Here is a 24,359-nt window from a genome sequence, read left to right as displayed (position 1 = left end):
CGCTGCCGGCACCTTCTCCCCGTGGAACGGGGAGAAGGAAATTAGGTCTCCGCCGTCCAAAAGGCGATTTCCTGCGCCTTGGTCCGAAGCTCGGTCTTCAGCCATTGATCGTCGTCGTCGAGATAGCTCCACGGCGTCTTGCCTTCAGCCCGCATCTCGCGGATGTAGGAGCGGTAGCGGTAGTGGCTATAGACCGACATCGCATAGGTGGCATAGGCGGCGGCGAGCTGCCTGTGGCCGCGCACGATTACAAGGTTCTCGTCGTTCTTCTCGCTCGCCGGCGCCGAGAAATTGTGGCTGCCGGTCACCACCACGCAGTCGCTCGAATGCGGGTCGGTCACCAGGATCTTCGAGTGCACGATGGCGTGGCCGATCTGCGACAGGAAGCTGCGCCGGGTGACCTCGGCGATCCACGGCCCGAGCGGCGCGTCGAGACCCTGCGGCTGCGCCACCGCGTAGCGGTCCGGCGTGAATTTCCGGCCGCTGCTCACCAGGTCGATGTCGAGGAAATTCTGCTCGGTACCACCCTCGTCCGCGCTGAGCGTCGAGACCACGCCGCGCACATACATGCCCTTTTCCCGGGCGCGCTGCCCGGCCAGCGTGTGCAGGCCCTGCTTGCCCGGCGTGAACATCAGGAAAAGCACCGCCTGCTTGGCGGAGGTGATGACGTCGCGCAGCGCCGCCATGTCGGCGCCGTTCGAGGTGCGGGTGAACCAAACCGTCGCCTTGACGGCCCCGACCGTGAAGGTCTTGGGCGCGTCGTTGTCGGCGATCAGCGCCGGCGTGAAATTGGCCGGGTCGGTCTTTGGCGGCGAGGCGTCCCTGAGCAGGTCCCAATGCTTGCGGAAATGCGCCGCCACCGCCGCGTCCTCGATCAGCAGGCCGTTGTTGACCTGCGTGCAGAGGCCCGTGGTGCTCCAGTTGGTGCTGCCGGTCCACACTTTCTTCGGCTCGCCGTCTTCCGACACGACGACGAACTTGTTGTGGCCGAGGCCTTTCGATTTCAGCATCCGGTCGATGGTGGCGATGCCGTGGTCGTTGAGGTTCTTGCGCGCGTCCTTGTTGCCGTCGCCTTTTTTGTCGGAGCCGTTGGAGAGGATGAGATGCAGCCGCGGCCCGAGCCCGATCAGCGCCGTCTCCAGCGTCGCGTCGCCAAGCTCGTAGAGCGCGGCATGCAATTCGTCGCCGGCGCCTTGCGTCAGCCCGATCATGCGCAGGCCGAGATCGCCTTCGAGGAAAGCGCGGAATTTCGCGTCGCCATTGGTCTGCAGGCTTTTCTTGAAGGCCGCCGGCGTGAGCTTGTTCTTCGCCATGTAGCGGGCGACGAATTGCGACAGCACCAGGCCGCGGTTGAAGTGGCAGGAGAAACCGCCGCCGGCGTCGGTGGCAAGCGTATGCCAATCCGTCCAGTCGCTCGACACCCCCTTGGTCAGCGGCTTGCCGGGTCCGGCGCTCACCATCGCAGTCACCCGGTAGCGCACGACATTGCCGACATCGGCGGCATGATCGGTCCAGTTGAAGCGCTGGAACGGCCAGACGTCCGACGGCCTGTGGTCGCCCGATTTCGGCTTGTCCTTGGTGAAGCCGACGCGGTTCTCCACCGGCTCGATCTTCTCGCTCGCGCCGGCCTTGCGGCCGCGCTCGAGCAGGAAGCCCCGGCATCCGGCGATGAAGTCGCTGGGCGCCCAGGCGACGAAAGCGTCGTCGCCATTGGTGTAGACGGAAACCTTTATGCTGACGGCCATTTGCCGTTCCTCCGCATCTGTCGTTGTTTCCAAAGCGCGCGGCCCGGCATGTCCGGCCCACCAATGCGGGCAACAGGAATCCGTACCGGAAGCAGGGCTCCGGCTCGGTTGAAACGAATTCTTCGAAAGGGTGACGGCGATGATTATGTGGCGGCAAAAGATTTGATGTCAATATTTAGCAGCGGCAAGTATAATTCTATGAACTGCTTCACACTGTGTTTTGTTTGCCAGCGAAATAGAGGTGGATGGTTGCGAAACACGTGCTCAAACGGCAGGCCGGCCCGGAGCATTCCAGGAAGTGCAAGCGGCTGGCTTGCCGTTTGCCGGTCGGCAGGATTTCACCGTTCCTCCGTGAAATCGGCGCAAACGCCGGGGATTGGCGGAGCCGCCCTGACCTCGTTATCCACGGGCGGAGCAAGGAGCGAAGCGACGCGCGCAGACCCGAGGATCCATGCCGTGACGTATGAGCGCTGTTGCGGTGCAGAATTCTGCTCCGCTGCGCTCTTTGATCAGGGTCACGGCATGGATTCCAGGGTCTCCGCGACGCCGCTTCGCGGCTGCTCCGCCCTGGAATGACGACGTTCGGGCGGCTCCGCCAATCGCCAAGGCATGTCACCTGCCGACCCAGATACACCTGCCGCTCGAGATTCCCCTGCATCAGGAAACCGGCCCGGCCTTCCTCAGCTCTTGCTGGAGGCCAGCACCAGCACCGGCTTCTCGCTGTAGAGCTTGGGGAACAGCGCCTTCAGATTCTCGATCTTGGGCAGGTCGTTGTAGACGATATAAGGATAGGTCGGGTTCAGCGTCAGAAAGTCCTGATGGTAATCCTCGGCCGGGTAGAAGGTCTTGCCGGTTTCGAGCGTGGTGACGATCGGCTTCGGAAACACCTTTGCCTTGTCGAGCTGGGCGATGTAGCTCTCGGCGATCTTCTTCTGCTCGTCATTCTCGGCGAAGATCGTCGAGCGATACTGGGTGCCCCGGTCCGGCCCCTGGTAGTTGAGCTGCGTCGGATTGTGCGCGACCGAGAAATAGACCTGCAGGAGCTGGCCATAGGTGACCTTCGACGGGTCGTAGGTGATCTCGACGGATTCGGCGTGGCCCGTGCGGCCGGTGCCGACAACCTCGTAGACGGCGTTCTCGGCGCTGCCGCCGGTATAGCCGGACACCGCCTTGCTGACGCCCTTGACATGCTGGAACACGCCCTGCACGCCCCAGAAGCAGCCGCCGGCGAAGATCGCCTTCTCGGTGCCGCTCGCCGCCTTCTCGTCCAAAGCCGGCGGCGGGATCACCACCGCGTCCTCGGCCGAGCGGGCCGGGCTCTGCCAGAAGACGGCCGCGGCCGCGCTGAGCACCAGGGCCGCCAGCGCGCCTTTGGCAAGGAATGGCCGCCGCGCGGCTCTCTTTTCAATGCCGGTCATGTTGGGTCTCCTTGTTGTTGCTTCACTATATACGAACGAAGCCGCCACGGGATTCTCACTTTGCCGTGCGGCGGCGTGTAACCGCCGATGGCGCTCCCCTCTCCGTCTCGGCTTCGCCGAGCCACCTCTCCCCCGCTTTGCGGGGGCGAGGAACCCAGGCTTGCGAAGGCCGCGCCCGTTGGCATTCCTCGCCCTCGGCGGCTGGCATTTCCTCGCCCTCGGCGGCTGGCATTTCCTCGCCCCCGGCAAAGCCGGGGGAGAGGTGGATCGGCGCGCAGCGCCGAGACGGAGAGGGGGCTGCGCCGCCCCATGCGATTGCCTCGTCCGCCGGCGACGCGAGCGGATCACAACCTCACCTCACTGAGCGGTGGTGTCCGCAGGCTTCATGGCATCCGTCGTCGCGGGCTTCATCGCGTCCGCCGGCTTCATCGCATCCGTTGCCGGCTTCATCGCCTCGGTGCTCATCGCGTCGGGCTTCATGGCATCGGCCGGTTTCATCGAATCCGTCGCCGGCTTCATGGCGTCGGTCGCCATCGCATTGGCGGGCTTCATCGCGCTGGTCGCGTCATCGGCGCGGGCGCCGGCGACGAAGACCGATGCGGTAAGCGCGACGGCCAGCGCCGGCAGCGTGAGGAATTTGGTCATGGGTCGTACTCCTTGGGTTATGGCGCGCGCGAATGCGGGCCTTGGTGAAGCGTTGCCGCATCCGTGCGGCCCCGCGCGAAAGGAAGAAAATCAGTTGGCGGCGGCGGCCAGGATCGGCCCGCCGCCTGGCGTTTGCACCAGCACCGCGGTGCTCAAGCCGCCGGTCGCCGACGGCAGCGGCAGCGTGGTCGCTTGGCCGTTCCAACTGCCGAGCTTGGTCAGCGCATGCACGACATTGGCATGCGGCAGCGTGCGGCCGGTGTTCTCGCCGCGCGCCACCGGCACCTCGACGACGCCTCTCTTGTAGCGCACCAGCCAGATGTCGGCGCCGCCGCCGGGCGCCTTGCCGGCGCCGATGCTGACCTTGCCTTGGCCGAGCGAAAGCTCCGGACCTTGCGTGCGGCCGCTGCTGGCGATCAGCTTCTGGATCTCGCCCGGCGCCGCCCCCACGCCGTCGCTTCTGCCGTTCACAACCACCTGCGGCGTGAACGGCCCGTCATGGCCGAGCGACGGCTCGTAGGTCACTTGGCGATCGGTGAATTCCTTGCGGCCGAACGTGTCCTTCCAGCCGAGATAGTCCCAATAGGTGACGTTGAACGACAGCGCCAGCACACCCGGCTGGTCCTTGACCTTGATCAGATTGGCGTTGGCCGGCGGGCAGGACGAGCAGCCCTGGCTGGTGAACAGCTCGACCACGGTCAGCGGCTCAGCGGAAGCGGCGCCGAGCGTGGCGGCAAGCATTGCGCCGGCGAGCAGGCTTGTCTTCAATCCGGTCATGGGAAGCAATCTCCGTAGCGGGTCATGCTCCGATTTCGCCGGGGTGGAGGGGTTCGTTACAGGCTCACCGGTTTGTGATCGGGTGGCTTGCTGTTCGGAGATTGGCGAAAGCGGCCGCGACGTCCGATCTCCCCCCTTGTGGGGGAGATCAGCAGCGGCGGCGCCGCGCGTTTTCCCCCACAAGGGGGAAGGAGAGGCGCCATCACTGCGTCAGCACCGTCTCCGACGGGCGCTGGTTGTAGTCGCATTTGCCTTGCACGGTGTAGAAGAAGTCGGCGTTGGAGACCGGAGCCGGCACCGCGTTGCCACCGTCTTCCCAGGCCTGGTAGCCGGTCTGGCCGCAGGGCACGGCGGTGAAGATGTCGACCTTCTGCCCGGTCGCCACTTCGGTCAAGTTGGTCGGGCTGGTGCCGATATAGAGCCGGTTCGACGTGGTCGGATCGTTGGACTTGAGCACCTTCGGATTGCCCGACGGCACGTCCATTTCGAGATAGAGCTGATCCATCTGGCTGACGTCGATCACCGCGCCCGCGCCGTTGGCCGGATAGAACGTGTCGACGCAATAATAGCTCGTGCCGTAATTGTCGGTCTGGATGACGGTGCCGGCGGGCACGGAGTTCTGCAGGCTCTTCAGCGTGCCGGTGGTGCAGACCTGTTTCTGCACCATCGTCGAGGTCGACCCGTTTATAGTGTTCACGACCGTGGTGCCGTAGCCTTTCGGATCGCCATAGCCATTATAGGTGTAGCCGATCGTCATCAGCTTCTGGGGGGTGGTCTGGCCGAATTTGGTGCCCCACAGCGTCATGGTCTTTGCCCAGTAGCCGGACACCTTCGTCACCTTGAAGGTGGTCTGCACCAGCGCCGGCGTCTTGCGCACCGAGGAGCCGACGCCGACCGGCACCGTGTTGATGCGGACGACCTGCATGAAGCTCGTCGGCATCGGGTAGCTTGCCGTGGCGGTGAAGGTCGCCGTGCCGGTCGCATCGACATTGACGCCGGTGAGCGTCGCCGTACCCTGGCCGCTATTGGCCGCATAGGCCTGCTGCAGCGCCGCCTGCCGGTCGGAGAAGCTTGTCGTGGTGGGCAGCGTGGTGACCGCAATGATCGCAGCATCGAGCGCGTTCTGCATGTCGCTGCGCGTCGTCACCGCCGAGGTGTAGTCGACCGAAAAGCCGACCGCCGCCACCAGCGGGATCGTCAGCAGCACCATCATCGGCATCATCGAGCCGTCGCGGCGGGCGAGAAATCGCCTCAACGCCCCGGCCACCGCGGCCGGACTGAACTTACGGGCAGAGCGGGACATTTCAGGGTCTTCGTCGTCTCAGGCAGCAAGCCTGTTTACCATCCGGGCGCGGAGCATGCGCGAGAGCGGTGCATGAATGCTTAAGCGGGTTTGAATATTTCGTGAGCGGGATGTGAAGGGGCGCGGCGCCTCCCCTTCCCCCTTGTGGGGGAAGGTGGATCGGCGCGATAGCGCCGAGACGGATGAGGGGTGTTCCAGCGGAGTGAGACGTTGGCGGACTCCGACTGGATAGGCGGCGCCGCCAAGCTGGAGCACCCCTCATCCGGCCGCTTCGCGGCCACCTTCTCCCACAAGGGGAGAAGGGGAGACTGCCCCGCCGCTTGCCCCTCAACCCCGCCCCTGCTAAAGCGCGCCGCATGACGACGCCGCTCGACCATATCCGCAATTTCTCCATCGTCGCCCATATCGACCATGGCAAATCCACGCTTGCCGACCGGCTGATCCAGCTCACCGGCGCACTGGAGGAGCGCGACATGAAGGAGCAGGTGCTGGACTCGATGGATATCGAGCGCGAGCGCGGCATCACCATCAAGGCCCAGACCGTGAGGCTCAACTACCGCGCCAAGAACGGCGAGGATTATGTGCTGAACCTCATCGACACGCCTGGACATGTCGACTTCGCCTATGAGGTGTCGCGTTCGCTGGCGGCCTGCGAGGGCTCGCTGCTGGTGGTGGACGCGAGCCAGGGCGTCGAGGCGCAGACGCTGGCAAACGTCTACCAGGCCATCGACAACAACCACGAGATCGTCGTGGTGCTGAACAAGGTCGACCTGCCTGCGGCCGAGCCCGAGCGCATCCGCGAACAGGTGGAGGAGGTGATCGGCCTCGACGCCTCCAACGCCGTGCTGATCTCGGCCAAGACCGGCCTTGGCGTGCCGGACGTGCTGGAGGCGATCGTCCATCAGCTGCCGCCGCCCCGCGAGGGCGACATCAACGCGCCCTTGAAGGCCATGCTGGTCGACAGCTGGTACGACGCCTATCTCGGCGTCATCGTCCTGGTGCGCATCATCGACGGCGTGATGAAGAAGGGCCAGACCATCCGCATGATGGGCACCGGCGCGAAATACCTCGTCGAGAGGACGGGCGTGTTCAAGCCGGCCCGCGTCAATGTCGACGAGCTCGGCCCCGGCGAGTTCGGCTTCTTCACCGGCTCGATCAAGGAAGTGGCCGACACCCGCGTCGGCGACACCATCACCGAGGACCGCCGCCCGACGCAAAAGGCCCTGCCCGGCTTCAAGCCGGCGCAGCCGGTGGTTTTCTGCGGCCTGTTCCCGGTCGACGCCGCCGATTTCGAGGATCTGCGCGCCGCCGTCGGCAAGCTGCGCCTCAACGACGCCAGCTTCTCCTACGAAATGGAGACCTCCGCCGCGCTCGGCTTCGGCTTCCGCTGCGGCTTCCTCGGGCTCTTGCATCTGGAGATCATCCAGGAGCGGCTGGAGCGCGAGTTCAACCTCGACCTCATCGCCACCGCGCCGTCGGTCGTCTACCGCATGAACCTCATCGACGGCACGGTGAAGGAGCTGCACAACCCGGCCGACATGCCCGACGTGGTCAAGATCGCCTCGATCGAGGAGCCGTGGATCCGCGCCACCATCCTCACCCCCGACGACTATCTCGGCGGCATCCTGAAACTCTGCCAGGACCGGCGCGGCATCCAGGCCGACCTTTCCTATGTCGGCAAGCGCGCCATGCTGACCTACGACCTGCCGCTCAACGAGGTGGTGTTCGATTTCTACGACCGGCTGAAGTCGATCTCCAAGGGCTACGCCTCCTTCGACTACCACCTGACCGACTATCGCGAGGGCGACCTGGTGAAGATGTCGATCCTGGTCAATGACGAGCCGGTCGACGCGCTCTCCATGCTGGTGCACCGCTCGGCCGCCGAAAAGCGCGGCCGCGCCATGTGCGAGAAGCTGAAGGAGCTGATCCCGCAGCATCTCTTCAAGATCCCGATCCAGGCCGCGATCGGCGGCCGCATCATCGCCCGCGAGACCGTCTCGGCGCTGCGCAAGGACGTCACCGCCAAATGCTACGGCGGCGACGTGACCCGCAAGCGCAAGCTGCTCGACAAGCAGAAAGAGGGCAAGAAGCGGATGCGCCAGTTCGGCAAGGTGGATATCCCCCAGGAGGCGTTTATCCAGGCGCTGAAGATGGGGGATTGAGCGATCCCACATAGCCGGTCGACCGACCAATCGACATTGATCTTGCGATAATCTCGGGGAGGGGAATGCGTATCTACCGGTTGACTTCCGATGGCCAAAAGTGGCCGCCGGCCCAAAAAGACGGCCTGTTCGTTCTCGGGGACCCTGAAGCACGAGAGATCAAACACCACAAAAAGAACGAGGTCCTTGTTCGAACGGAAGAAGAAGCAATTCGCCTGATCCTCAAAGGTTTCTCCATTCGGATTGAAACGAAGACACGGCCGTCCCTTGTTCGACGCAATATCTTCGTAGATGGAAAGCGAGTTAGCTGACACGCGAAACTTGACGCTGAGCGGATTCCAGTTCGGCAGTGCTACCTCCCCGGAGACGTTCATCCAAGCGCCGCTGCGAGGGGAGCGGGAGACCGGACCACTATATTCCGTCTTGGACACACTTCCGTCGGACACGGAATTTCTGGCACTTGTTGGCATCCCTCCCCCACGTCTAACAATCGATACGAGATAGACGTTGGCCGCCCTTTTGGTTAAATAGCACAATGACGTGGCCGACTCTTTCTTGGATAACCTGAGTGACTCAACACTCTCCGAAATACAGTCTGAGAGCCCAAGACATCTTAAGGTATCTCACGGCCAAGCGGCTAGAAGAGAAGTGGCGGAAGAAAACCAGGTATGACCTGAAGAGGCAGGTTTTCCCAGATCCAGTAGAATATCTCGACGTTCAGGCAAGCATAGACGCCGTAATTGCACGGATACGGTCGTCGATCCGCAGAGGGAATTTCGGCGTAAGTCAGCCCCGGCGCTACCATGTCGAAAAAACCCTCGGCCTGTGCCGCTTGATGGTTCAGACTTCCGTTGAGGCTGCGATCATACTCCAGTGCCTATCTGACAAGCTCTACAGCGACATAAAAAAACAATCTCCGTCTAAAAATGCGTTTTTCGAACCGCAAGATCACAGCTTTAAACCGACCGACGATCAGGAGTACGGCACGTTCAAGTCGTGGAAGAAGTTTCAAGAGAAGATATTGAACTTCCGAGACGAAAACAAATTTGTAGTGGTAACCGATATATCAAACTATTATGACTTCATCGATCTTGTGCAACTTAGGAACGTAATTACGTCCTTTGTAAAGGTTCATGAGTCGCTTTTTGACTTTTACCTCCACATAATTTCTGCACTCGCTTGGCGGCCAGATTTCATGCCTCCGCGCCAAATCGGTTTGCCGCAGATTGATCTCGACGCGCCAAGACTGCTCGCTCACTGCTATCTGTTTGAGTTGGATCGTTTCATGGAACAGCGCTCCCAAAAGAACTATGCGCGATTCATGGATGACATCGATGCCGGCGTGGACACGATCGAAGACGCAAAGAAGTTGCTTCGAGACACTGACCTAGTACTGCAGTCCCGTAGCCTAAGGTTGAATGCCGGTAAAACGCGAATCTTGACTGCCAAAGAAGCCTATTCGCATTTTAGAGTGCGGGACAACCGCTTCTTAGAACAGCTCGAGACGCGGCTGATTGCAATGACTGCGGACGGCGAATCTATCGAACCAAAGTTCAAAAAGTTGTCAGAGCTCTTCGAGCGATTTTACAAGAAAGGCTACTTTAAAATAGGGAATGGCGAAAAGATAATTAAGCGGGCGATTGGTATGTATAGTAAGTTTTCTGCAAGAGTTCCAGATATTTTGTTTGAGTATTTTATTTCCTTGCATCCCAATTTACGCGAACCGTCACTGCGGAACCTAGGTCTATGCGGGATAAGGAAAGTCGACTTCGACCGGATCAAGGGTGTATTCGAGAGAGGATTGGTCTGTGATGATTACTTTCGCTTAGTTCTAGCAAGGCGTCTGGTGGAGGCCAAAATAGAATACGATGGGACGGAAACAGAGTCACTAAAGGCGATTCTCGCTTATTTCCCCAAAGACGATTTCTGTTCTGTTTACGCAGCGATTTGGATTCTTTCTCGTTTCGGATCGGCCAAGACCATATTCAAATATCTTAAAGACACGGAGTTCATTTGGACGAATGATGAATCTCTATCGCGATTGGTGGGTGGAATGTGGCCGCGGCTTCGAGAAAATACGGACGAGGTATCGACCTATTACATCTATCTTACGGAACGATTGCTACCCAAAGGTGTAGAGCTGCTTGAGTTTCACAAGGATTTGGAAGGAGAGGCGCTCAAATACAAGCGTATCAGATCTGTTGTTGGAGCGAGAAACGACAGTGTTCCACTCAAATGCACACACGAAAAGATGTTGGTTCTCCGGTCTGTGCTGAGAAGCGCGTCGATTGCAGAGAGTGATAAGATGAAGCTCGCCAAGACACATTCGTACATCATGGCGGAGAGGAGCTATGCGACGGGAGGGATCATATAATCATATAACAGGATCGCGGACGTCGCACGTGTGACGTCCTCCTCTTCACCCCCAATCCACCGCGTTGTATTCTCTCCCCGGCTTGGGGAGTCATCACATGCGCTCCACCTCTAACACCGTCGCCGCGATCGGCCTCGCCATTGGCGGCGCACTGGGCATGGCGGTCACGTTCGTTGCCAGCGATGCGCTGCGCGAGACGCTGTGGACCATCCATGGCATAGTCGGCGCGGCGGCTCTGCTCGCCATGAAATACCGGCGGCTGCGGGATGACCTGGCCGCGGCCGGGGTCTTCACCGGCCCACCTACACGCTGAGCCGGCAACATGGCCGCGCCGCTCGAACTCCGCAACAGTGCGTCGGGAAAGATCCTGCCCGCCGTCGGGCCGTTCCTGATCGGCGGCATCTTCGGCTTCGGCGCGCTGCAGGGCGTCGCTTCCGGCGCGGATGGCGGGCATGTGCTGTGGATCGCGCTGCTCGGCGCCGCCTGCCTGGCGCTCGGCGTCTTCATCGCGCGCGGCGCCTTCGACACTTCGGTCAAGGTCGTGCTGGACAAGGATGGTTTCCGGGATCGCCGCGCCGGCGACGTGCTGGTGCCGTGGAGCAAGGTGAAAAGCGTGCGCCTCGCCGCCGGCGGCAAGGGCGCCGCGATGCTCAATTTCGAGCTCACCGAGGAGCCGCCCGACGCCATCCGCTATTCCTCCGCCAACGCCTTCGGCCTGATGCCCTTCGGCCGGAACATCGTGCATATGGAGATCTCCTCGCTCGACGTGCGGGGCCAGGACCTGGTGGACGCGGTGAAGACGTTTGCACCGCATGTGGTGGTGAGGTAGGGCGCGGCTCCCCCTTCTCCCCTTGTGGGAGAAGGTGTCGCCGAAGGCGACGGATGAGGGGTGTTCCAGCGGAGTGAGGCGGTGGCGATGCACACTTCTGTGGCGAACGCCCTTGCCAAGCTGGAGCACCCCTCATCCGTCTCGGCGCTGCGCGCCGAGCCACCTTCCCCCACAAGGGGGGAAGGGGAGGTCGCGCCTAGCCTCCACCCGTGCTCTACTCCTCCGGGGGACCTCGCCATGATTCGCGCTCTGCTCGCCTTCCTTCTCCTCACCGCGCCGGCCTTCGCCGCCGACATGTCGGTGTTCGTGCGCAACCAGCGCTCGGACGGCGTCGCGCTGGAGCTGTTCAGCCGCGACAGCCAAAAAGTCTGGCCGGGCGACGACAAGGTGTTCCTCATCCGGCCGAAGGCGCGGAAGTCCGTGCCGATCTCCTGCGAACCGGGCGAGCATATCTGCTGGGGCGCCTGGGTGAACGGCGACGATTCCATCACCGCCGGCGTCGGTCCCGACAACGACCAGCCCTGCGACACCTGCTGCTTCATCTGCACCGAGCATTCCACCGAGACGGTGGACCTGGCGGAGTAGCGTCTTCCCCCTTCTCCCCCTGTGGGAGAAGGGGGCTCGGCGCGCAGCGCCGAGACGGATGAGGGGTGTTCCAGCGAAGTGCGACGCCGGATGTTCAAGTCCACAACATCGGTTAATCTCGCGCTATGCCCCACCAGCCCGTAGCTCCAGCCAAACGGAATTTCGCCCGTTCGATGCGGCGCGAGCCGACTGAGGCGGAAGATCGCCTGTGGCAGGAGCTGCGCGGGCGCCGTCTGGATAACATCAAGTTCCGACGGCAGGCGCCGATCGGCCGCTTCGTGGCGGATTTCCTCTGCGCCGAGGCTCGGCTCATCGTCGAAATCGACGGCAGTCAGCATGCGGAGTCGCGCCACGACCAGGAACGCGACGCGGAATTGAAGGCGAGAGGATTTCGCGTGCTTCGGTTCTGGAACGACGACGTTCTGAAAGAACTCGATGCGGTGTGCGATACCATCATCGCTTATGTTCGGGATCAAAGTCTGCAGCCTTGGCGGTAGTGGTGCATCGGCCTCTTTGCCAAGCTGGAGCACCCCTCATCCGTCTCGGCGCTGAGCGCCGAGCCACCTTCCCCCACAAGGGGGAAGGGGGAGCTTGTCGCTTGACGCCCCTCTCACCGCCGCCCTAGCCTTGCTCAACCCACCAGGAGGAGAGCCCCATGGCAGGCACGGTCGAAAGCGAGAAGATCGACATTTCCTTCAGCGGCAAGCGCTGCATCCATTCGCGCAATTGCGTGCTCGGCAACCCGCATGTCTTCGTGCCCAACGCGCCGGGCGAATGGATCCACCCGGAGGCGGCGAGCGTCGAGAAGGTCGTGGCGCTGGCCGAAAACTGCCCGTCGGGCGCCATCACCTACAACCGCAAGGACGGCGGACCGCAGGAGAGGCCGCCCGTGGTCAACACCGTGCGGTTGCGGGAAAACGGCCCGCTGGCGGTGCATGCCGAGATCGTGCTGGGCGAGGAAACCTTCTTCCGCGCCACGCTCTGCCGCTGCGGCCTGTCGCAGAACAAGCCGTTCTGCGACAACAGCCACATCAAGGCCGGCTTCACCGCCACCGGCGAGCCGCCGCTGAAAGAAGCGCAGGTGCTGGAGGCGCGGGATGGGCCGCTGAAGGTGACGCCGACCAGCAACGGGCCGCTGAAGGTCGAAGGCAATCTCGAGATCGTCACCGGCACGGGGCATACGATCGCGCGCACCACCAAGGTCTTCCTCTGCCGCTGCGGGCATTCGGCGAACAAGCCGTTTTGTGATGGGTCACATAAAAGGGTGGGATTCGTGGGGTAGGCGTCGAAGCTGCCAATCTCCCCCCTCGTGGGGGAGATGTCCGGCAGGACAGAGGGGGGCGCCGTAGAGCGCGAACCTTAACAATCACCGAGCAATACAAATGCCCCATACACCGCTGCCGCCAAAACAGCGCGCCAACGCCAGATCAATGCGCAAGGTGATGACAGCAGCCGAGTTGAAGCTTTGGAACGAGCTTCGTGCCCATCGGTTGATGGGCCTAGGCTTCCGGCGCCAGTTTCCGATCGCCGGATATATCGTAGACTTCGCTTGTCCGCAGAAGAAGCTCGTCGTTGAGGTCGACGGGTCTCAGCACGGAGAAGCTGATGCCGTTGCAGGCGATGAGGCGCGGACAGCGCGACTGGAGAAAGAGGGCTGGACCGTTTTGCGATTCTGGAACGACGATGTCATTCGGGACATCGATAATGTTTGCCAGCATATCGTGATCGTGACCGGGCTCGGAAGTCCGTCCGAATAGCGCGACCAGGTCGGCGGGACAGCGCCCCCCTCTGCCCTGCCGGGCATCTCCCCCACGAGGGGGGAGATTGGCTAACCTCCTTGGCCCATCCCTCCCTTCTTTATCCGCCAGCCGGTATCGGCTAAGGGCTTCGCAACAAAGCCCTCGACCCCGGACTGCCTGCAAAATGACCGCCAAGCCTCACCCCCTCTTCCTCGGCATCGACACCGGCGGCACCTATACCGATGCGGTGCTGTGGTCGGAAGAGGGCGGCCCAAAGGGCAAGGTTCTGGCCAAGGCGAAGTCGCTGACCACGCGCCACGATCTCGCCGTCGGCATAGCCGGCGCGGTCGACGCGGTGCTGGAGAAATCCAGGAGCGATCCTGCCTCGATAAAGCTGGTCTCGATGTCGACGACCCTTGCCACCAATGCGCTGGTCGAGGGCCAGGGCGGGCGCGTGGCGCTGGTGATGATCGGCTTTTCCGAGGCCGACCTTGCCCGCGACGGGCTGAAGATGGCGTTGGGGACCGATCCGGTGGTGTTCTGCCCCGGCGGCCATGACGTGCACGGCAATGCCGCCAAGCTCGACCTTTCCAGCCTCGAGGCCTCACTTCCGGAACTGGGCGGCTCGGTGTCGGGCTTTGCCGTCTGCGCCTATTTCGCGACGCGCAACCCGGCGCATGAGCTCGCGGCCCGCGACCTGATCCGCGAGAAGGCCGGCCTGCCGGTCACCGCCAGCCACGAGCTTTCGGCCAAGCTCGGCGGGCCGCGCCGGGCGCTCACCACGCTGCTCAACGCCCGCCTGATCTCGATGATCGACCGGCTGGTCGCGGCGACCGAAGGGTTTCTGGCCAAGCGCGGCATTGCAGCACCGCTGATGGTGGTGCGCGGCGACGGCGCGCTGGTCTCGGCGGCCTTCGCCCGCCAGCGGCCGATCGAGACGATCCTCTCCGGCCCGGCCGCCAGCCTTGTCGGCGCCCGCCACATGACCGGGCTGGACGACGCCATGGTGTCGGATATCGGCGGCACCACGACGGACGTCGCCGTGCTCGATCAAGGCCGGCCGCGGCTCGATCCGGAAGGTGCCACCGTAGGCGGCTTCCGCACCATGGTGGAAGCGGTCGCGATGCGCACCTTCGGCCTCGGCGGCGACTCCGAAGTCACGCTGGAAGACGGGGCGCTCGAGCCGAAAATCCTGCTCGGGCCGCGCCGCCTGGTGCCGCTGGCGCTTTCCGGCATGGTGCATGGCGAGGCGGTGACGTCGGAGCTGGAACGGCAGCTGCGCGCCCCCAATCCCGGCCGCATGGACGGGCGCTTTGCCCTGCGCACCGGCGTGCCGGACCGGCTCGCGGCCGGCCTCACCGGTCCGGAAGCGAAGCTCTACGAGACGATCGGCGCCACGCCTCTGGCGCTCGACCGGCTGCTGTCGTCGAACGCGCAGAATGCCACGCTGAACCGGCTGGTCGCGCGCGGGCTGGTGCATATCTCGGGCTTCACGCCGTCGGACGCCGCCCATGTGCTGGGCAAACAATCGAACTGGGATGGCGCCACCGCTCGCCTTGGCGCCGAGCTTTTCGCCCGCCGCCGCGACGGCCGCGGCCAGACGATCGCGGCGACGCCGCAGGAGATTTCGCAGCGCGTGCTGACGACGCTGACCCGCTGGTCGGCCGAATATATCCTCGAAACCGCCTTCGCCGAGGACGGGCTGGACGGCGCGGCGACCGTTGCGCATGCGCTGGTGCAGCGCGCGGTCGACGCGCATCCCGGCATCGCCCGCTTCACCGTGGCGCTCGACCGCCCGGTCATCGGGCTGGGCGCCTCGGCGCCGCTGCATTATGCCGGCCTGCCGCCGCTGGTCGGCAATGGCTGCATCGTGCCGGAGGACACCGATGTCGCCAACGCGCTCGGCGCCGTGGTCGGCCAGGTGCGCGTCTCGGCCGAAGCCCGCGTCAGCCAGCCGAAGGAAGGCCTGTTCCGGCTGGCGTCGGGCCAGACGGTGCGCGACTTCACCGAGGAGGACAAGGCGATCGCAGCGGCCGAAGCCGATGTGCGCGCGATCGCGGCCGAGCGCGCGAAAGACGCCGGCACCGACAGCGCCGAGATCGACATCGCCACCGAGTTCAAGGTCTCGACCATCGAAGGCCAGCGCATGTTCATCGAGGCGCATGTGGTTGCCGTGGCGTCGGGGCGGCCGCGGATTGCGGTGTGAGGGCGCTTGGTTCCTCGCCCCCGCCAGAGGCGAGGGAGAGGTGTCCGCGAAGCGGACGGAGAGGGGGCCTTCATAGGGCGCTCCCCTCTCCGTCTCGGCTTCGCCGAGCCACCTCTCCCCACTTGGTGGGGCGAGGAACCTTGATCTTGAGGCGCCGCGCTCGTTCGCGCCCGACGCCAGTGTTAGAATTGGCGCCCGCCGCGCCTCCCTACACCCTAAGCTGAATTGACCCCGCAACCCCAAACATGTCAAAGGCCCCCGCTAACAAGGCCAAAGCCACCTATCTGGAGACGTGCAGATGACCGACCGCATCGAGATCGCCGGGTTGCGGATCGCCCGGGAGCTCCATGACTTTGTGGCCGGGGAGGCCACGCCCGGCACCGGCATCGACCCGGAGAAATTCTGGACCGGCTTTTCGGCCATCGTCCACAACCTCGCGCCGAAGAACCGCGCGCTGCTCGCCAAGCGCGACGCCATGCAGGAAAAGCTCGACGGCTGGTATCGCGAAAACGGCGCGCCGGTCGACATGGAGGCTTACAAGACTTTCCTGAAGGAGATCGGCTATCTGGTGCCGGAAGGGCCGGCCTTCAGCGTCTCGACCGAACATGTCGACCCCGAGATCGCCGTCGTCGCCGGGCCGCAGCTCGTCGTGCCGGTAATGAACGCGCGCTATGCGCTCAATGCCGCCAACGCCCGCTGGGGTTCGCTCTATGACGCGCTCTACGGCACCGACGCCATTCCCGAGACGGGCGGCGCAGAGAAGAGCAAAGGCTTCAATCCCGTGCGCGGCGCCAAGGTGATCGCCTGGGCGAAGGATTTCCTCGACCAGTCCGTGCCGCTCACCACCGGCAAATGGGCCGGCGTCAACGGACTGTCGGTGGCGAATGGCGCGCTGAAAGCTGGCGAGGGCGCCGGCGCCACGACGCTTGCCGATCCAAGGCAGTTCGTCGGCTATCGCGGCGATGCCGCCACGCCGGAAGCGGTGCTCCTGGTCAAGAACGGTCTCCACATCGAGATCGTCATCGACCGCGCCAACGAGATCGGCAAGACCGATCCGGCCGGCATCGCCGACGTCCTCCTCGAAGCCGCGTTGACCACCATCCAGGACTGCGAGGATTCGGTCGCCGCCGTCGACGCCGAGGACAAGGTCGTCGTCTACCGCAACTGGCTCGGCCTGATGAAGGGCGATCTCGCCGAAGAAATCACCAAGGGCGGCAAGACTTTCGTGCGCAAGCTCAACCCGGACCGCAGCTACACCTCGCGCGGCGGCGGCGCGCTTACGCTGCCCGGCCGCTCGCTGATGCTGGTGCGCAATGTCGGCCACCTGATGACCAATCCGGCGATCCTGGATCGTGACGGCAACGAGGTGCCGGAAGGCATCATGGACGCCGCGATCACCGCGCTGATCGCGCTGCATGATATCGGGCCGAACGGGCGGCGCGCCAACTCCCGCGCCGGCTCGATGTATGTGGTGAAGCCGAAGATGCACGGGCCGGAGGAGGTCGCCTTCGCCGTCGAGATTTTCGACCGCGTCGAGGCGCTGCTCGGCATGGCGAAGAACACCATCAAGATGGGCATCATGGACGAGGAGCGGCGCACCACCGTCAACCTCAAGGAGGCGATCCGCGCGGCGAAGGAACGCGTGGTGTTCATCAACACCGGCTTCCTCGACCGCACCGGCGACGAGATCCACACCTCGATGGAAGCCGGCCCGATGATCCGCAAGGGCGACATGAAGCAGGCCGCCTGGATCTCCGCCTATGAAGCCTGGAATGTCGACACCGGTCTCGAATGCGGGCTCGCCGGTCATGCCCAGATCGGCAAGGGCATGTGGGCGATGCCGGACCTGATGGCGGCGATGCTGGTTGAGAAGATCGCCCATCCCAAAGCCGGCGCCAACACCGCCTGGGTGCCCTCGCCGACGGCCGCGACCCTGCACGCCACGCATTATCACAAGGTCGATGTGCACGCCGTGCAGGCGGCGCTGAAGAGCCGGCCGAAGGCGAAGCTCGACGACATCCTGTCCGTGCCGGTAGCCGTGCGGCCGAACTGGACGCCGGACGAGATCCAGCGCGAGCTCGACAACAATGCGCAAGGGATACTCGGCTATGTCGTGCGCTGGATCGACCAGGGCGTCGGCTGCTCGAAAGTGCCTGATATCAACGATGTCGGCCTGATGGAGGACCGCGCCACGCTGCGCATCTCCTCGCAGCACATCGCCAACTGGCTGCGCCACAAGGTGTGCTCGGAGATCCAGGTCCGGGATTCGCTGCAGCGCATGGCGGCGATCGTCGATCGCCAGAATGTCGGCGACCCGTTCTACCGGCCGATGGCGCCGGACTTCGACAAGTCGATCGCCTTCCAGGCCGCCTGCGACCTGGTGTTCAAGGGGACAGTCCAGCCCAACGGCTACACCGAGCCGGTGCTGCATAAGCGGAGATTGGAGCTGAAGGCGAAGCTCGGCACGGCCTGAACGGACTGCCGGGAGGCGATTGCCCAAGGGCAAGTCTAGGAAAGGTGCGTAGTGGTTTCCGTCCGGAATTGCGTAGAAACAAATACTAGGGTCAGCGATTCCGAAAGCCGCTCCAGCGCCTCACGTCGGAGCAGGATCGGCATTGGGCCGGCCGCATGGCGGCAGTTCTCGTCTCATGCTCGCTGGACCGCGCGCGACATGAACACATCCGTGTGCCTGACCTGCTCCGGCGTTTCGCGGAAGGGCGGGCAGGGCCGGAAGCCGAACGATTCGTACACGGCAATGGCGCTCTTCATATAGAAGGTCGTGTGGATCAGCGCAGTGCGGCTTCGGCCCTTCGCGATTTCCGCCAATGCGGTTCCCATCAGCGCGCGGCCGATCCCCCGTCCGCGAAACGATGCGTCGACGAAGAACTTGTGAAGCTCCGTGGCATTGTCATCGAATGGGTCGAAGGCAAGGCAGCCGGCCGGCATACTGCCTAAGCGCGCGACAAAAGCCACGGCTGCCGGTGTGTTGAATTTCGCGGCCAACTCCTCGCCGCTGGTTTCGGGGTGAAAAATGGTCTTTACGTCTTCCGCCGAGACACCGTGGGGCAGCGCCGCTTCGGCATCCCATTCCGCGAGTTTGCGGTACAGCCCGGCCAGGATGTCAAAATCTTTAGCGCCGCGCGCCGGTGAAACGGAAATCATCCCCACGCCCCCGGTTGAATCCGCGCCATCATAGCATGCGCGGTCGCTTGGCGCGAAAACCGCGCGGCCTGGGCATTTCAATGAAGGTCTACGCCGCCTGCGCCATCCGCTCGGCACTCATGCGATAGGAAATCGCCTCGGCGAGGTGGATGCGGCCGACGGTCTCGCTGGCGTCGAGGTCGGCCAGCGTGCGCGCCACCTTCAACACGCGGTGATAGGCCCGCGCCGAAAAGCCAAGCTTTTCGCTGGCATCCTTGAGCAGCGTCAGGCCGGCGGCATCGGGCTTGGCGATCTCCTCGATGATCGAAGGCGGGCAGTGCGCGTTGGTGGTGGCGGCAGCACCCAGCCTTTCCAGCCGTTCGCGCTGCATGGCGCGCGCACGCGCCACGCGCTGCGCCACGGAAGCGCTCGTCTCCGCCTTGTCCGGCCGGATCAGGTCGCTCGCCGAGACCGCCGGCACCTCGATCCTGAGATCAATGCGGTCGAGTAGCGGGCCGGAAATGCGTGCCTGGTATTCGGTGCGGCAGCGATCGCCGCGCAGGCAGCGATAGCCGGGCTCGCCCGACATGCCGCAGCGGCACGGATTCATCGCCGCAACCAGCTGGATGCGCGCCGGATAGGTGACACGATGGTTGGCGCGCGCAATCATGCAGTCGCCGGTTTCCAGCGGCTGGCGCAGCGCATCCAGCGTCTGCGGCGCAAATTCGGGCAATTCGTCGAGGAACAACACGCCATTATGGGCGAGCGAGGCCTCGCCCGGACGCGCGCGCAGTCCGCCGCCCACCATCGCCGCCATCGAGGCGGAGTGATGCGGCGCGCGGAACGGCCGCCGGTCGGTCAGCTTGCCTTCGGCGAGCTCGCCGGCGACGGAGGCGATCATCGAGACTTCCAAGAGCTCCTTGGGCGCCAGCGGAGGCAGGATCGAAGGCAGGCGCTGCGCCAGCATCGACTTGCCCGCGCCGGGCGGCCCGACCATCAGCAGGTTATGGCCGCCGGCCGCCGCCACCTCGAGCGCCCGCTTGGCGCTTTCCTGGCCCTTGATGTCGGCGAGGTCGGGCAAGTCGCGCGCGGCGAGCTGGATGCCGGCTTCGGGGCGCGACAGCACCTGCGTGCCGCGAAAATGGTTGGCGATGGCGATCAGGCTGCGCGGCGCCAATATATCGAAATCCTCGCCGGCCCAGGCCGCCTCCGGTCCGCAGGCGAAGGGACAGATCAGGCCCTTGCTCTCCGCATTGGCGCCGATGGCCGCCGGCAGAGCGCCAGCCACGCCCGCGATGGTGCCGTCGAGCGACAATTCGCCCAGCACCACGTAACCGGCCAGCATGTCGCCGGGAATGGCGCCCAGCGCCGCCATCAGGCCGAGCGCGATCGGCAGGTCGTAATGGCTGCCTTCCTTGGGCAGATCGGCCGGCGCGAGGTTCACCGTCACCTTCTTCGAGGGCATCGACAGGCCGGATGCGTGGAGCGCGGCCTGCACGCGCTCCCGGCTCTCGGCCACCGCCTTGTCCGGCAGGCCGACGATCTGCATGCCGACCTTGCCCGGCCCGACCATCACCTGGACATCGACCGGCAAAGCCTCGATGCCCTGGAAAGCCACCGTGCGAACCCGCGCCACCATATGTCTCAAGCCCCCGATACCGGCTCGCATTGCCCTGCGATCACGCCGCGAGTGAAATCAGGCTAGACAACCACAGATTTTCGCTTTGAGCAAGAACATTACGAGAACACAAGCAACTGCGCATCTCGTTACGGCGCGACAGTCGAACCTTGCCGCGGTGACGGAGCCGTCGAGAACATCTTGGCCAAGCCTCGTAGATGGGGCTTTGTAAATCGGCGGCGGTAATAGTGGATTGCCAGGGCGGAGGACCAGTATTTTTTCCGCAACCCCATAAGGCCAAGGATCATCTTTCGCCTGCGGGCGGATTTCAGAACCAGTGTACCTGCCGGGATATCCAATCCCGACATGGTTCTGTAGAAATTGAAAACATCCGCAAAAGGCACGCGGCTGTAGCGCCAAGGCTTGGCCGATCCCGCATAATGAATCACCTTGGGAAGCCGCCGTTCGATTTCCACATACCGCTCTGAAAAGAAATTCCATTCCCTGCCCAGGAAAAGAACTCGACCGCGCACGACCGTATTCAAGGCTGTCTGGTCGAGGTATCGCGACTTGGCGGTCTCGCGAACCTTCGCAAAGATCCGGTCTGCAATACCTTCCTGGCGCCAGGCGACAAGATTCATAATCAGAACACCCGAATTTATATATTCATTCCGGGACATTTCGATGTCGTCGAGTTCCTCCTGCTCGACGAAGCCATCAATCACGCCGGCGACCAAATTGTCGCCCAAGTCCGCCGACCAGAGGCCGCCAAGATCGGATACCACCAGCGTATCCGCATCCATGTAGATGGCCTTATCGCAATCAGGCAGTATTTCGGGAATGAGTATTCGGGCATATGCGGCAGTCGTCAGCAGCTTGCCTCTTGTCGGCAGATCGGAAATCCGCCTGGCGTCTGCCTGGACGATCCGACAGTCAATTCCATTTCGTCCACAAAAGCGGCGAAGTTCTATCACGGCCGCCGGTTCTATTCCTGCGTCAATGACGACGAATTTCGCCTCGCGATTATGTATCCAAGCAGAAAAGACGAATAAAAACAGCCCCGGCACAAAGTTATTGTCGCTTGCAGTAACAATTATCATGAAACTGCGACTCCTGAAAAATGAGGAGCCAGGTCCTGCTGCGGTGGATAGAGCGCAAGAGCGTTCCCGGTCATAGGCAGCACGTTGGCAGCTCGCCCCTCAAATAGCTCATCGCCCACCGCAGGCGCGAGGTTCACCGTTATCTATTCGGCGACATCGACAGGCCCAATGCATGGAGCCGCCTGCGTCGTGTCGAAGGATTATCCCCGCTTCCCCTCCACGCAATCCCAGAACAGGCTGGCGATATCCGCGCCGCCGAAGCGCTGCACCTCACGCACACCGGTCGGCGAGGTGACGTTGATCTCGGTCATGTAGTCGCCGATCACGTCGATGCCGACGAGGATGAAGCCGCGTTGCTTCAGCGCCGGGCCGATGCGGGCGCAGATCTCGCGCTCGCGCTCCGTCAGCTCGGTCTTCTCGGCGCGGCCGCCGACATGCATGTTGGAGCGGGAATCGTGCTCGGCCGGCACGCGGTTGATGGCGCCCACCGGCTCGCCGTCGATCAGGATGATGCGCTTGTCGCCCTTGCGCACGTCCTTGAGATAGCGCTGGACAATATAGGGCTCGCGGAACAGCTGGCCGAACATCTCGAGCAGCGAGGCGAGGTTGCGGTCGGCTTCGTGCAGATGGAAGATGCCGGCGCCGCCATTGCCGTAGAGCGGCTTGACGATGATGTCGCCGAACTCCTTGCGGAACGCAGCCACCTCCTGGGGATCCTTGGTGATCAGCGTCTCCGGCATCAGGTCCGGGAATTCGGTGACGAAGATCTTTTCCGGGCTGTTGCGCACCCAGGCCGGATCGTTGACCACCAGCGTCTTCGGATGGATGCGCTCCAGAATATGCGTCGTGGTGATGTAGTTCATGTCGAAGGGCGGGTCCTGCCTCAGCAGCACCACGTCCATCTCGGACAGATCGGTTCGCACCTTCTCGCCGAGCGAATAGTGGTTGCCCTTCTCGTCGCGCACCTGCATCTCCTCGATGCGCGCAAACACCTTGCCATCCCGCATCGACAGCCGGTCGGGCGTGTAGTGGAAAAGCTTGTGGCCGCGCCGCTGCGCCTCCAGCGACAGCGCGAAGCTCGTGTCTCCGGCAATCGACACGGTGGAGACGTGGTCCATCTGGACGGCGATTTTCAGCGGCATCTCGGGTCTCCGGCGAACTCAGCCGCCGATATAAGGAAATCGGCGGCGTCTGCCAATCGTGCTTGCTTGGTGCAGAAGCTTAGCGGTCGAAGACCAGCCTGGAATAGCCGAGGAAGGACAGCGTCATCGCGACGATCGAAGCGATGGCGAGCGCCGCCAGCGGCGGCAGCGCCGGCAGCGCGAATAGGACGGCGCAGTAGACCAGGTAATTGACGATGCTGGTGGCGATGCCGACGCCGCCGTAACGGGCGCCTTCCTGCGCGATGCCCCGGCTCGAAGGCGCGAAGGTGAGATGGCGGTTCACCTGCCAGGTGATGCAGAGCGCGAAGCCGATCGACAGCACGCGCGCCGAGAGCGCGCCGAGCGGCGTCGCGGCAAGCAGCAGCCAGAGCGCCGCCGCGTCGGCGACGAAGCCGATGCCGCCGGCAAGGACGAAGCGGAAGAGACGCCCCACTATGCCGCCCCATAGATCGTGATGGCGTTTCGTTGAATCGCCCTCACGATCTAACTCTTTGTTGGAGCATGAAAACCGGTTCCCACTTTTCGGGACCATGCTCTAAGCAGCCCGAGGCGCCTTGCCCGGCTCGCTCTTCGGCAAGGCCTGCGCCGGCATCCCGCGCTCGGCCCAGCCGGACGAAATCGACAGGTAGAAGATGCGCTTCTGCTCGGCCCGGCCGCGCGACACGGAATCGAGAATGAAGCCCGTCATCATCGAGAGCATGGACAGAAGCAGCATGCCGATCGACAGCACCCAGGTCGGCATGCGCGGCACCAGCCCCGTCTCGGCGAATTCGATGAGCACGGGGATCATCAGGCCGATGCTGGCCGCCAGGAAGAACAGCGCGAAGGTGCCGAAGAAGCGCAGCGGCTGCGTCTCCTTCACCAGCATGGCGAACATCCACAGGATCCTGGCGCCGTCGCGGAAGGTCGACAGTTTGGACGACGAGCCCTCCGGGCGGCGGCCGTAATCGAGCGCCATCTCGCTCACCGGCAGCTTCAGCTGCGAGGCATGCACCGACATCTCGGTCTCGATCTCGAAGCCGCCGGAGACGGCGGGGAAACTCTTGACGAAGCGGCGCGAAAACACCCGGTAGCCGGAAAAGATGTCGGTGAAGTCGGTCCCGAACAGGCCCTTATAGAGGCGGTTGAAGACGCGGTTGCCGAAGGCGTGGCCGTTGCGGCCGGCATCGTCGGTGACGCCGCGCCTGGTGCCCACCACCATATCGGAGCGCTCCGTCTGCAGGATATTGATCAGCTGCGGCGCATCCTCCGGCGCGTAGGTGCCGTCGCCGTCGGCCATCACATAGATGTCGGCGTCGATGTCGGCGAACATGCGCCGCACCACATTGCCCTTGCCCTGGCGCGGCTCGCGCACGACGACGGCGCCGGCGGCGCGGGCTTTGAGCGCCGTGAGGTCCTTGGAATTGTTGTCGTAGACATAGATCGCGGCCGAAGGCAGCGTCTCGCGGAAGCGCCGCACCACCTCGCCGATCGTCAGCTCCTCATTGTAGCAAGGCAGGAGCACGGCAATGACCGGCTCATGGCGGACTGCATGCGGCATGTCTGTCTCCGAAC

General features: G+C 63.5%; 22 protein-coding genes. 11 read left to right on the top strand and 11 right to left on the bottom strand.

Annotated features, from left to right (window positions below; all coding sequences use genetic code 11):
* Window positions 1-41 precede the first annotated feature (41 nt).
* The 5 genes from P9273_RS25610 to P9273_RS25590 form a co-directional block, all read right to left on the bottom strand.
* The gene (locus tag P9273_RS25610) at window positions 42-1,745 is read right to left on the bottom strand and encodes a phospholipase D-like domain-containing protein (protein ID WP_278051273.1); all 1,704 of its coding nucleotides are present in this window, start codon (window positions 1,743-1,745) and stop codon (window positions 42-44) included.
* A gap of 680 nt (window positions 1,746-2,425) precedes the next feature.
* Window positions 2,426-3,163 (bottom strand): peptide-methionine (S)-S-oxide reductase MsrA, encoded by a 738-nt coding sequence (gene msrA / locus P9273_RS25605; RefSeq protein WP_278051272.1) that lies wholly within the window; start codon window positions 3,161-3,163, stop codon window positions 2,426-2,428.
* A gap of 357 nt (window positions 3,164-3,520) precedes the next feature.
* On the bottom strand, window positions 3,521-3,808 hold the full coding sequence (locus P9273_RS25600; RefSeq protein WP_278051271.1) for a hypothetical protein: 288 nt from the start codon (window positions 3,806-3,808) through the stop codon (window positions 3,521-3,523).
* A gap of 90 nt (window positions 3,809-3,898) precedes the next feature.
* Window positions 3,899-4,585, bottom strand: a complete 687-nt coding sequence (locus P9273_RS25595; protein WP_278051270.1) for a DUF1223 domain-containing protein — start codon at window positions 4,583-4,585, stop codon at window positions 3,899-3,901.
* A gap of 202 nt (window positions 4,586-4,787) precedes the next feature.
* Window positions 4,788-5,888 (bottom strand): TadE/TadG family type IV pilus assembly protein, encoded by a 1,101-nt coding sequence (locus P9273_RS25590; RefSeq protein WP_278051269.1) that lies wholly within the window; start codon window positions 5,886-5,888, stop codon window positions 4,788-4,790.
* Between the two features lie 356 nt (window positions 5,889-6,244).
* Here P9273_RS25590 and lepA point away from each other — a divergent pair, with 356 nt between their 5' ends.
* From lepA to P9273_RS25535, 11 genes are all read left to right on the top strand, one after another.
* The gene (gene lepA, locus P9273_RS25585; RefSeq protein ID WP_127252994.1) at window positions 6,245-8,050 is read left to right on the top strand and encodes a translation elongation factor 4; all 1,806 of its coding nucleotides are present in this window, start codon (window positions 6,245-6,247) and stop codon (window positions 8,048-8,050) included.
* A 65-nt stretch (window positions 8,051-8,115) separates the two neighbouring features.
* A complete protein-coding gene (locus P9273_RS25580) occupies window positions 8,116-8,361 on the top strand; it encodes a hypothetical protein (RefSeq protein WP_278051268.1) in 246 nt (81 codons plus the stop codon).
* A gap of 257 nt (window positions 8,362-8,618) precedes the next feature.
* Entirely contained in the window at window positions 8,619-10,424 is a 1,806-nt protein-coding gene (locus P9273_RS25575) for an RNA-directed DNA polymerase (RefSeq protein WP_278051267.1), read from the top strand.
* Window positions 10,425-10,521: 97 nt separating this feature from the next.
* Window positions 10,522-10,737, top strand: a complete 216-nt coding sequence (locus P9273_RS25570) for a hypothetical protein (RefSeq protein ID WP_278051266.1) — start codon at window positions 10,522-10,524, stop codon at window positions 10,735-10,737.
* 9 nt (window positions 10,738-10,746) lie between these two features.
* Window positions 10,747-11,253, top strand: coding sequence for a hypothetical protein (locus P9273_RS25565; protein ID WP_278051265.1), 507 nt, complete (start codon window positions 10,747-10,749; stop codon window positions 11,251-11,253).
* Between the two features lie 237 nt (window positions 11,254-11,490).
* Window positions 11,491-11,838, top strand: a complete 348-nt coding sequence (locus tag P9273_RS25560) for a hypothetical protein (protein WP_278051264.1) — start codon at window positions 11,491-11,493, stop codon at window positions 11,836-11,838.
* Between the two features lie 125 nt (window positions 11,839-11,963).
* A complete protein-coding gene (locus P9273_RS25555; protein ID WP_278051263.1) occupies window positions 11,964-12,335 on the top strand; it encodes an endonuclease domain-containing protein in 372 nt (123 codons plus the stop codon).
* Between the two features lie 158 nt (window positions 12,336-12,493).
* Window positions 12,494-13,120: a CDGSH iron-sulfur domain-containing protein gene (locus P9273_RS25550; RefSeq protein ID WP_278051262.1), complete on the top strand. Its 627-nt coding sequence runs from the start codon at window positions 12,494-12,496 to the stop codon at window positions 13,118-13,120.
* Between the two features lie 100 nt (window positions 13,121-13,220).
* Entirely contained in the window at window positions 13,221-13,595 is a 375-nt protein-coding gene (locus P9273_RS25545) for an endonuclease domain-containing protein (RefSeq protein WP_278051261.1), read from the top strand.
* A gap of 166 nt (window positions 13,596-13,761) precedes the next feature.
* Complete coding sequence (locus P9273_RS25540) at window positions 13,762-15,783, top strand: hydantoinase/oxoprolinase family protein (protein WP_278051260.1); 2,022 nt, start codon at window positions 13,762-13,764, stop codon at window positions 15,781-15,783.
* 298 nt (window positions 15,784-16,081) lie between these two features.
* Window positions 16,082-18,256 carry a malate synthase G gene (locus tag P9273_RS25535; protein WP_278051259.1) on the top strand — a complete coding sequence of 725 codons (2,175 nt, stop codon included), beginning with the start codon at window positions 16,082-16,084 and terminating at the stop codon, window positions 18,254-18,256.
* A gap of 173 nt (window positions 18,257-18,429) precedes the next feature.
* Here the strand turns inward: P9273_RS25535 and P9273_RS25530 are convergent, their stop codons facing one another.
* The 6 genes from P9273_RS25530 to P9273_RS25505 all read right to left on the bottom strand — a co-directional run bounded on the left by P9273_RS25530 (window position 18,430) and on the right by P9273_RS25505 (window position 24,345).
* A complete protein-coding gene (locus P9273_RS25530) occupies window positions 18,430-18,945 on the bottom strand; it encodes a GNAT family N-acetyltransferase (protein WP_278051258.1) in 516 nt (171 codons plus the stop codon).
* 88 nt (window positions 18,946-19,033) lie between these two features.
* A complete protein-coding gene (locus P9273_RS25525; protein WP_278051257.1) occupies window positions 19,034-20,563 on the bottom strand; it encodes a YifB family Mg chelatase-like AAA ATPase in 1,530 nt (509 codons plus the stop codon).
* Window positions 20,564-20,691: 128 nt separating this feature from the next.
* Window positions 20,692-21,642, bottom strand: a complete 951-nt coding sequence (locus P9273_RS25520; RefSeq protein ID WP_278051256.1) for a glycosyltransferase family 8 protein — start codon at window positions 21,640-21,642, stop codon at window positions 20,692-20,694.
* 200 nt (window positions 21,643-21,842) lie between these two features.
* Window positions 21,843-22,784, bottom strand: a complete 942-nt coding sequence (gene gshB, locus P9273_RS25515; RefSeq protein ID WP_278051255.1) for a glutathione synthase — start codon at window positions 22,782-22,784, stop codon at window positions 21,843-21,845.
* 79 nt (window positions 22,785-22,863) lie between these two features.
* Window positions 22,864-23,238, bottom strand: a complete 375-nt coding sequence (locus tag P9273_RS25510; protein WP_278051254.1) for a GtrA family protein — start codon at window positions 23,236-23,238, stop codon at window positions 22,864-22,866.
* Window positions 23,239-23,340: 102 nt separating this feature from the next.
* The gene (locus P9273_RS25505; RefSeq protein WP_278051253.1) at window positions 23,341-24,345 is read right to left on the bottom strand and encodes a glycosyltransferase; all 1,005 of its coding nucleotides are present in this window, start codon (window positions 24,343-24,345) and stop codon (window positions 23,341-23,343) included.
* Window positions 24,346-24,359 lie beyond the last annotated feature (14 nt).

Source organism: Mesorhizobium sp. WSM4935 (assembly GCF_029625735.1).
Taxonomy (GTDB): domain Bacteria; phylum Pseudomonadota; class Alphaproteobacteria; order Rhizobiales; family Rhizobiaceae; genus Mesorhizobium.
Note: the sequence above shows the minus strand (reverse complement) of the source record. Positions and strands in the feature narration are given on the sequence as shown.

Excerpts from the sequence above, each read along its gene's own strand:
- P9273_RS25610 (WP_278051273.1), bottom strand. The coding sequence starts at position 1,745 with ATGGCCGTCAGCATAAAGGTTTCCGTCTACACCAATGGCGACGACGCT.
- msrA (WP_278051272.1), bottom strand. The coding sequence starts at position 3,163 with ATGACCGGCATTGAAAAGAGAGCCGCGCGGCGGCCATTCCTTGCCAAA.
- P9273_RS25600 (WP_278051271.1), bottom strand. The coding sequence starts at position 3,808 with ATGACCAAATTCCTCACGCTGCCGGCGCTGGCCGTCGCGCTTACCGCA.
- P9273_RS25595 (WP_278051270.1), bottom strand. The coding sequence starts at position 4,585 with ATGACCGGATTGAAGACAAGCCTGCTCGCCGGCGCAATGCTTGCCGCC.
- P9273_RS25590 (WP_278051269.1), bottom strand. The coding sequence starts at position 5,888 with ATGTCCCGCTCTGCCCGTAAGTTCAGTCCGGCCGCGGTGGCCGGGGCG.
- lepA (WP_127252994.1), top strand. The coding sequence starts at position 6,245 with ATGACGACGCCGCTCGACCATATCCGCAATTTCTCCATCGTCGCCCAT.
- P9273_RS25580 (WP_278051268.1), top strand. The coding sequence starts at position 8,116 with ATGCGTATCTACCGGTTGACTTCCGATGGCCAAAAGTGGCCGCCGGCC.
- P9273_RS25570 (WP_278051266.1), top strand. The coding sequence starts at position 10,522 with ATGCGCTCCACCTCTAACACCGTCGCCGCGATCGGCCTCGCCATTGGC.
- P9273_RS25565 (WP_278051265.1), top strand. The coding sequence starts at position 10,747 with ATGGCCGCGCCGCTCGAACTCCGCAACAGTGCGTCGGGAAAGATCCTG.
- P9273_RS25560 (WP_278051264.1), top strand. The coding sequence starts at position 11,491 with ATGATTCGCGCTCTGCTCGCCTTCCTTCTCCTCACCGCGCCGGCCTTC.
- P9273_RS25555 (WP_278051263.1), top strand. The coding sequence starts at position 11,964 with ATGCCCCACCAGCCCGTAGCTCCAGCCAAACGGAATTTCGCCCGTTCG.
- P9273_RS25550 (WP_278051262.1), top strand. The coding sequence starts at position 12,494 with ATGGCAGGCACGGTCGAAAGCGAGAAGATCGACATTTCCTTCAGCGGC.
- P9273_RS25545 (WP_278051261.1), top strand. The coding sequence starts at position 13,221 with ATGCCCCATACACCGCTGCCGCCAAAACAGCGCGCCAACGCCAGATCA.
- P9273_RS25540 (WP_278051260.1), top strand. The coding sequence starts at position 13,762 with ATGACCGCCAAGCCTCACCCCCTCTTCCTCGGCATCGACACCGGCGGC.
- P9273_RS25535 (WP_278051259.1), top strand. The coding sequence starts at position 16,082 with ATGACCGACCGCATCGAGATCGCCGGGTTGCGGATCGCCCGGGAGCTC.
- P9273_RS25530 (WP_278051258.1), bottom strand. The coding sequence starts at position 18,945 with ATGATTTCCGTTTCACCGGCGCGCGGCGCTAAAGATTTTGACATCCTG.
- P9273_RS25525 (WP_278051257.1), bottom strand. The coding sequence starts at position 20,563 with ATGGTGGCGCGGGTTCGCACGGTGGCTTTCCAGGGCATCGAGGCTTTG.
- P9273_RS25520 (WP_278051256.1), bottom strand. The coding sequence starts at position 21,642 with ATGATAATTGTTACTGCAAGCGACAATAACTTTGTGCCGGGGCTGTTT.
- gshB (WP_278051255.1), bottom strand. The coding sequence starts at position 22,784 with ATGCCGCTGAAAATCGCCGTCCAGATGGACCACGTCTCCACCGTGTCG.
- P9273_RS25505 (WP_278051253.1), bottom strand. The coding sequence starts at position 24,345 with ATGCCGCATGCAGTCCGCCATGAGCCGGTCATTGCCGTGCTCCTGCCT.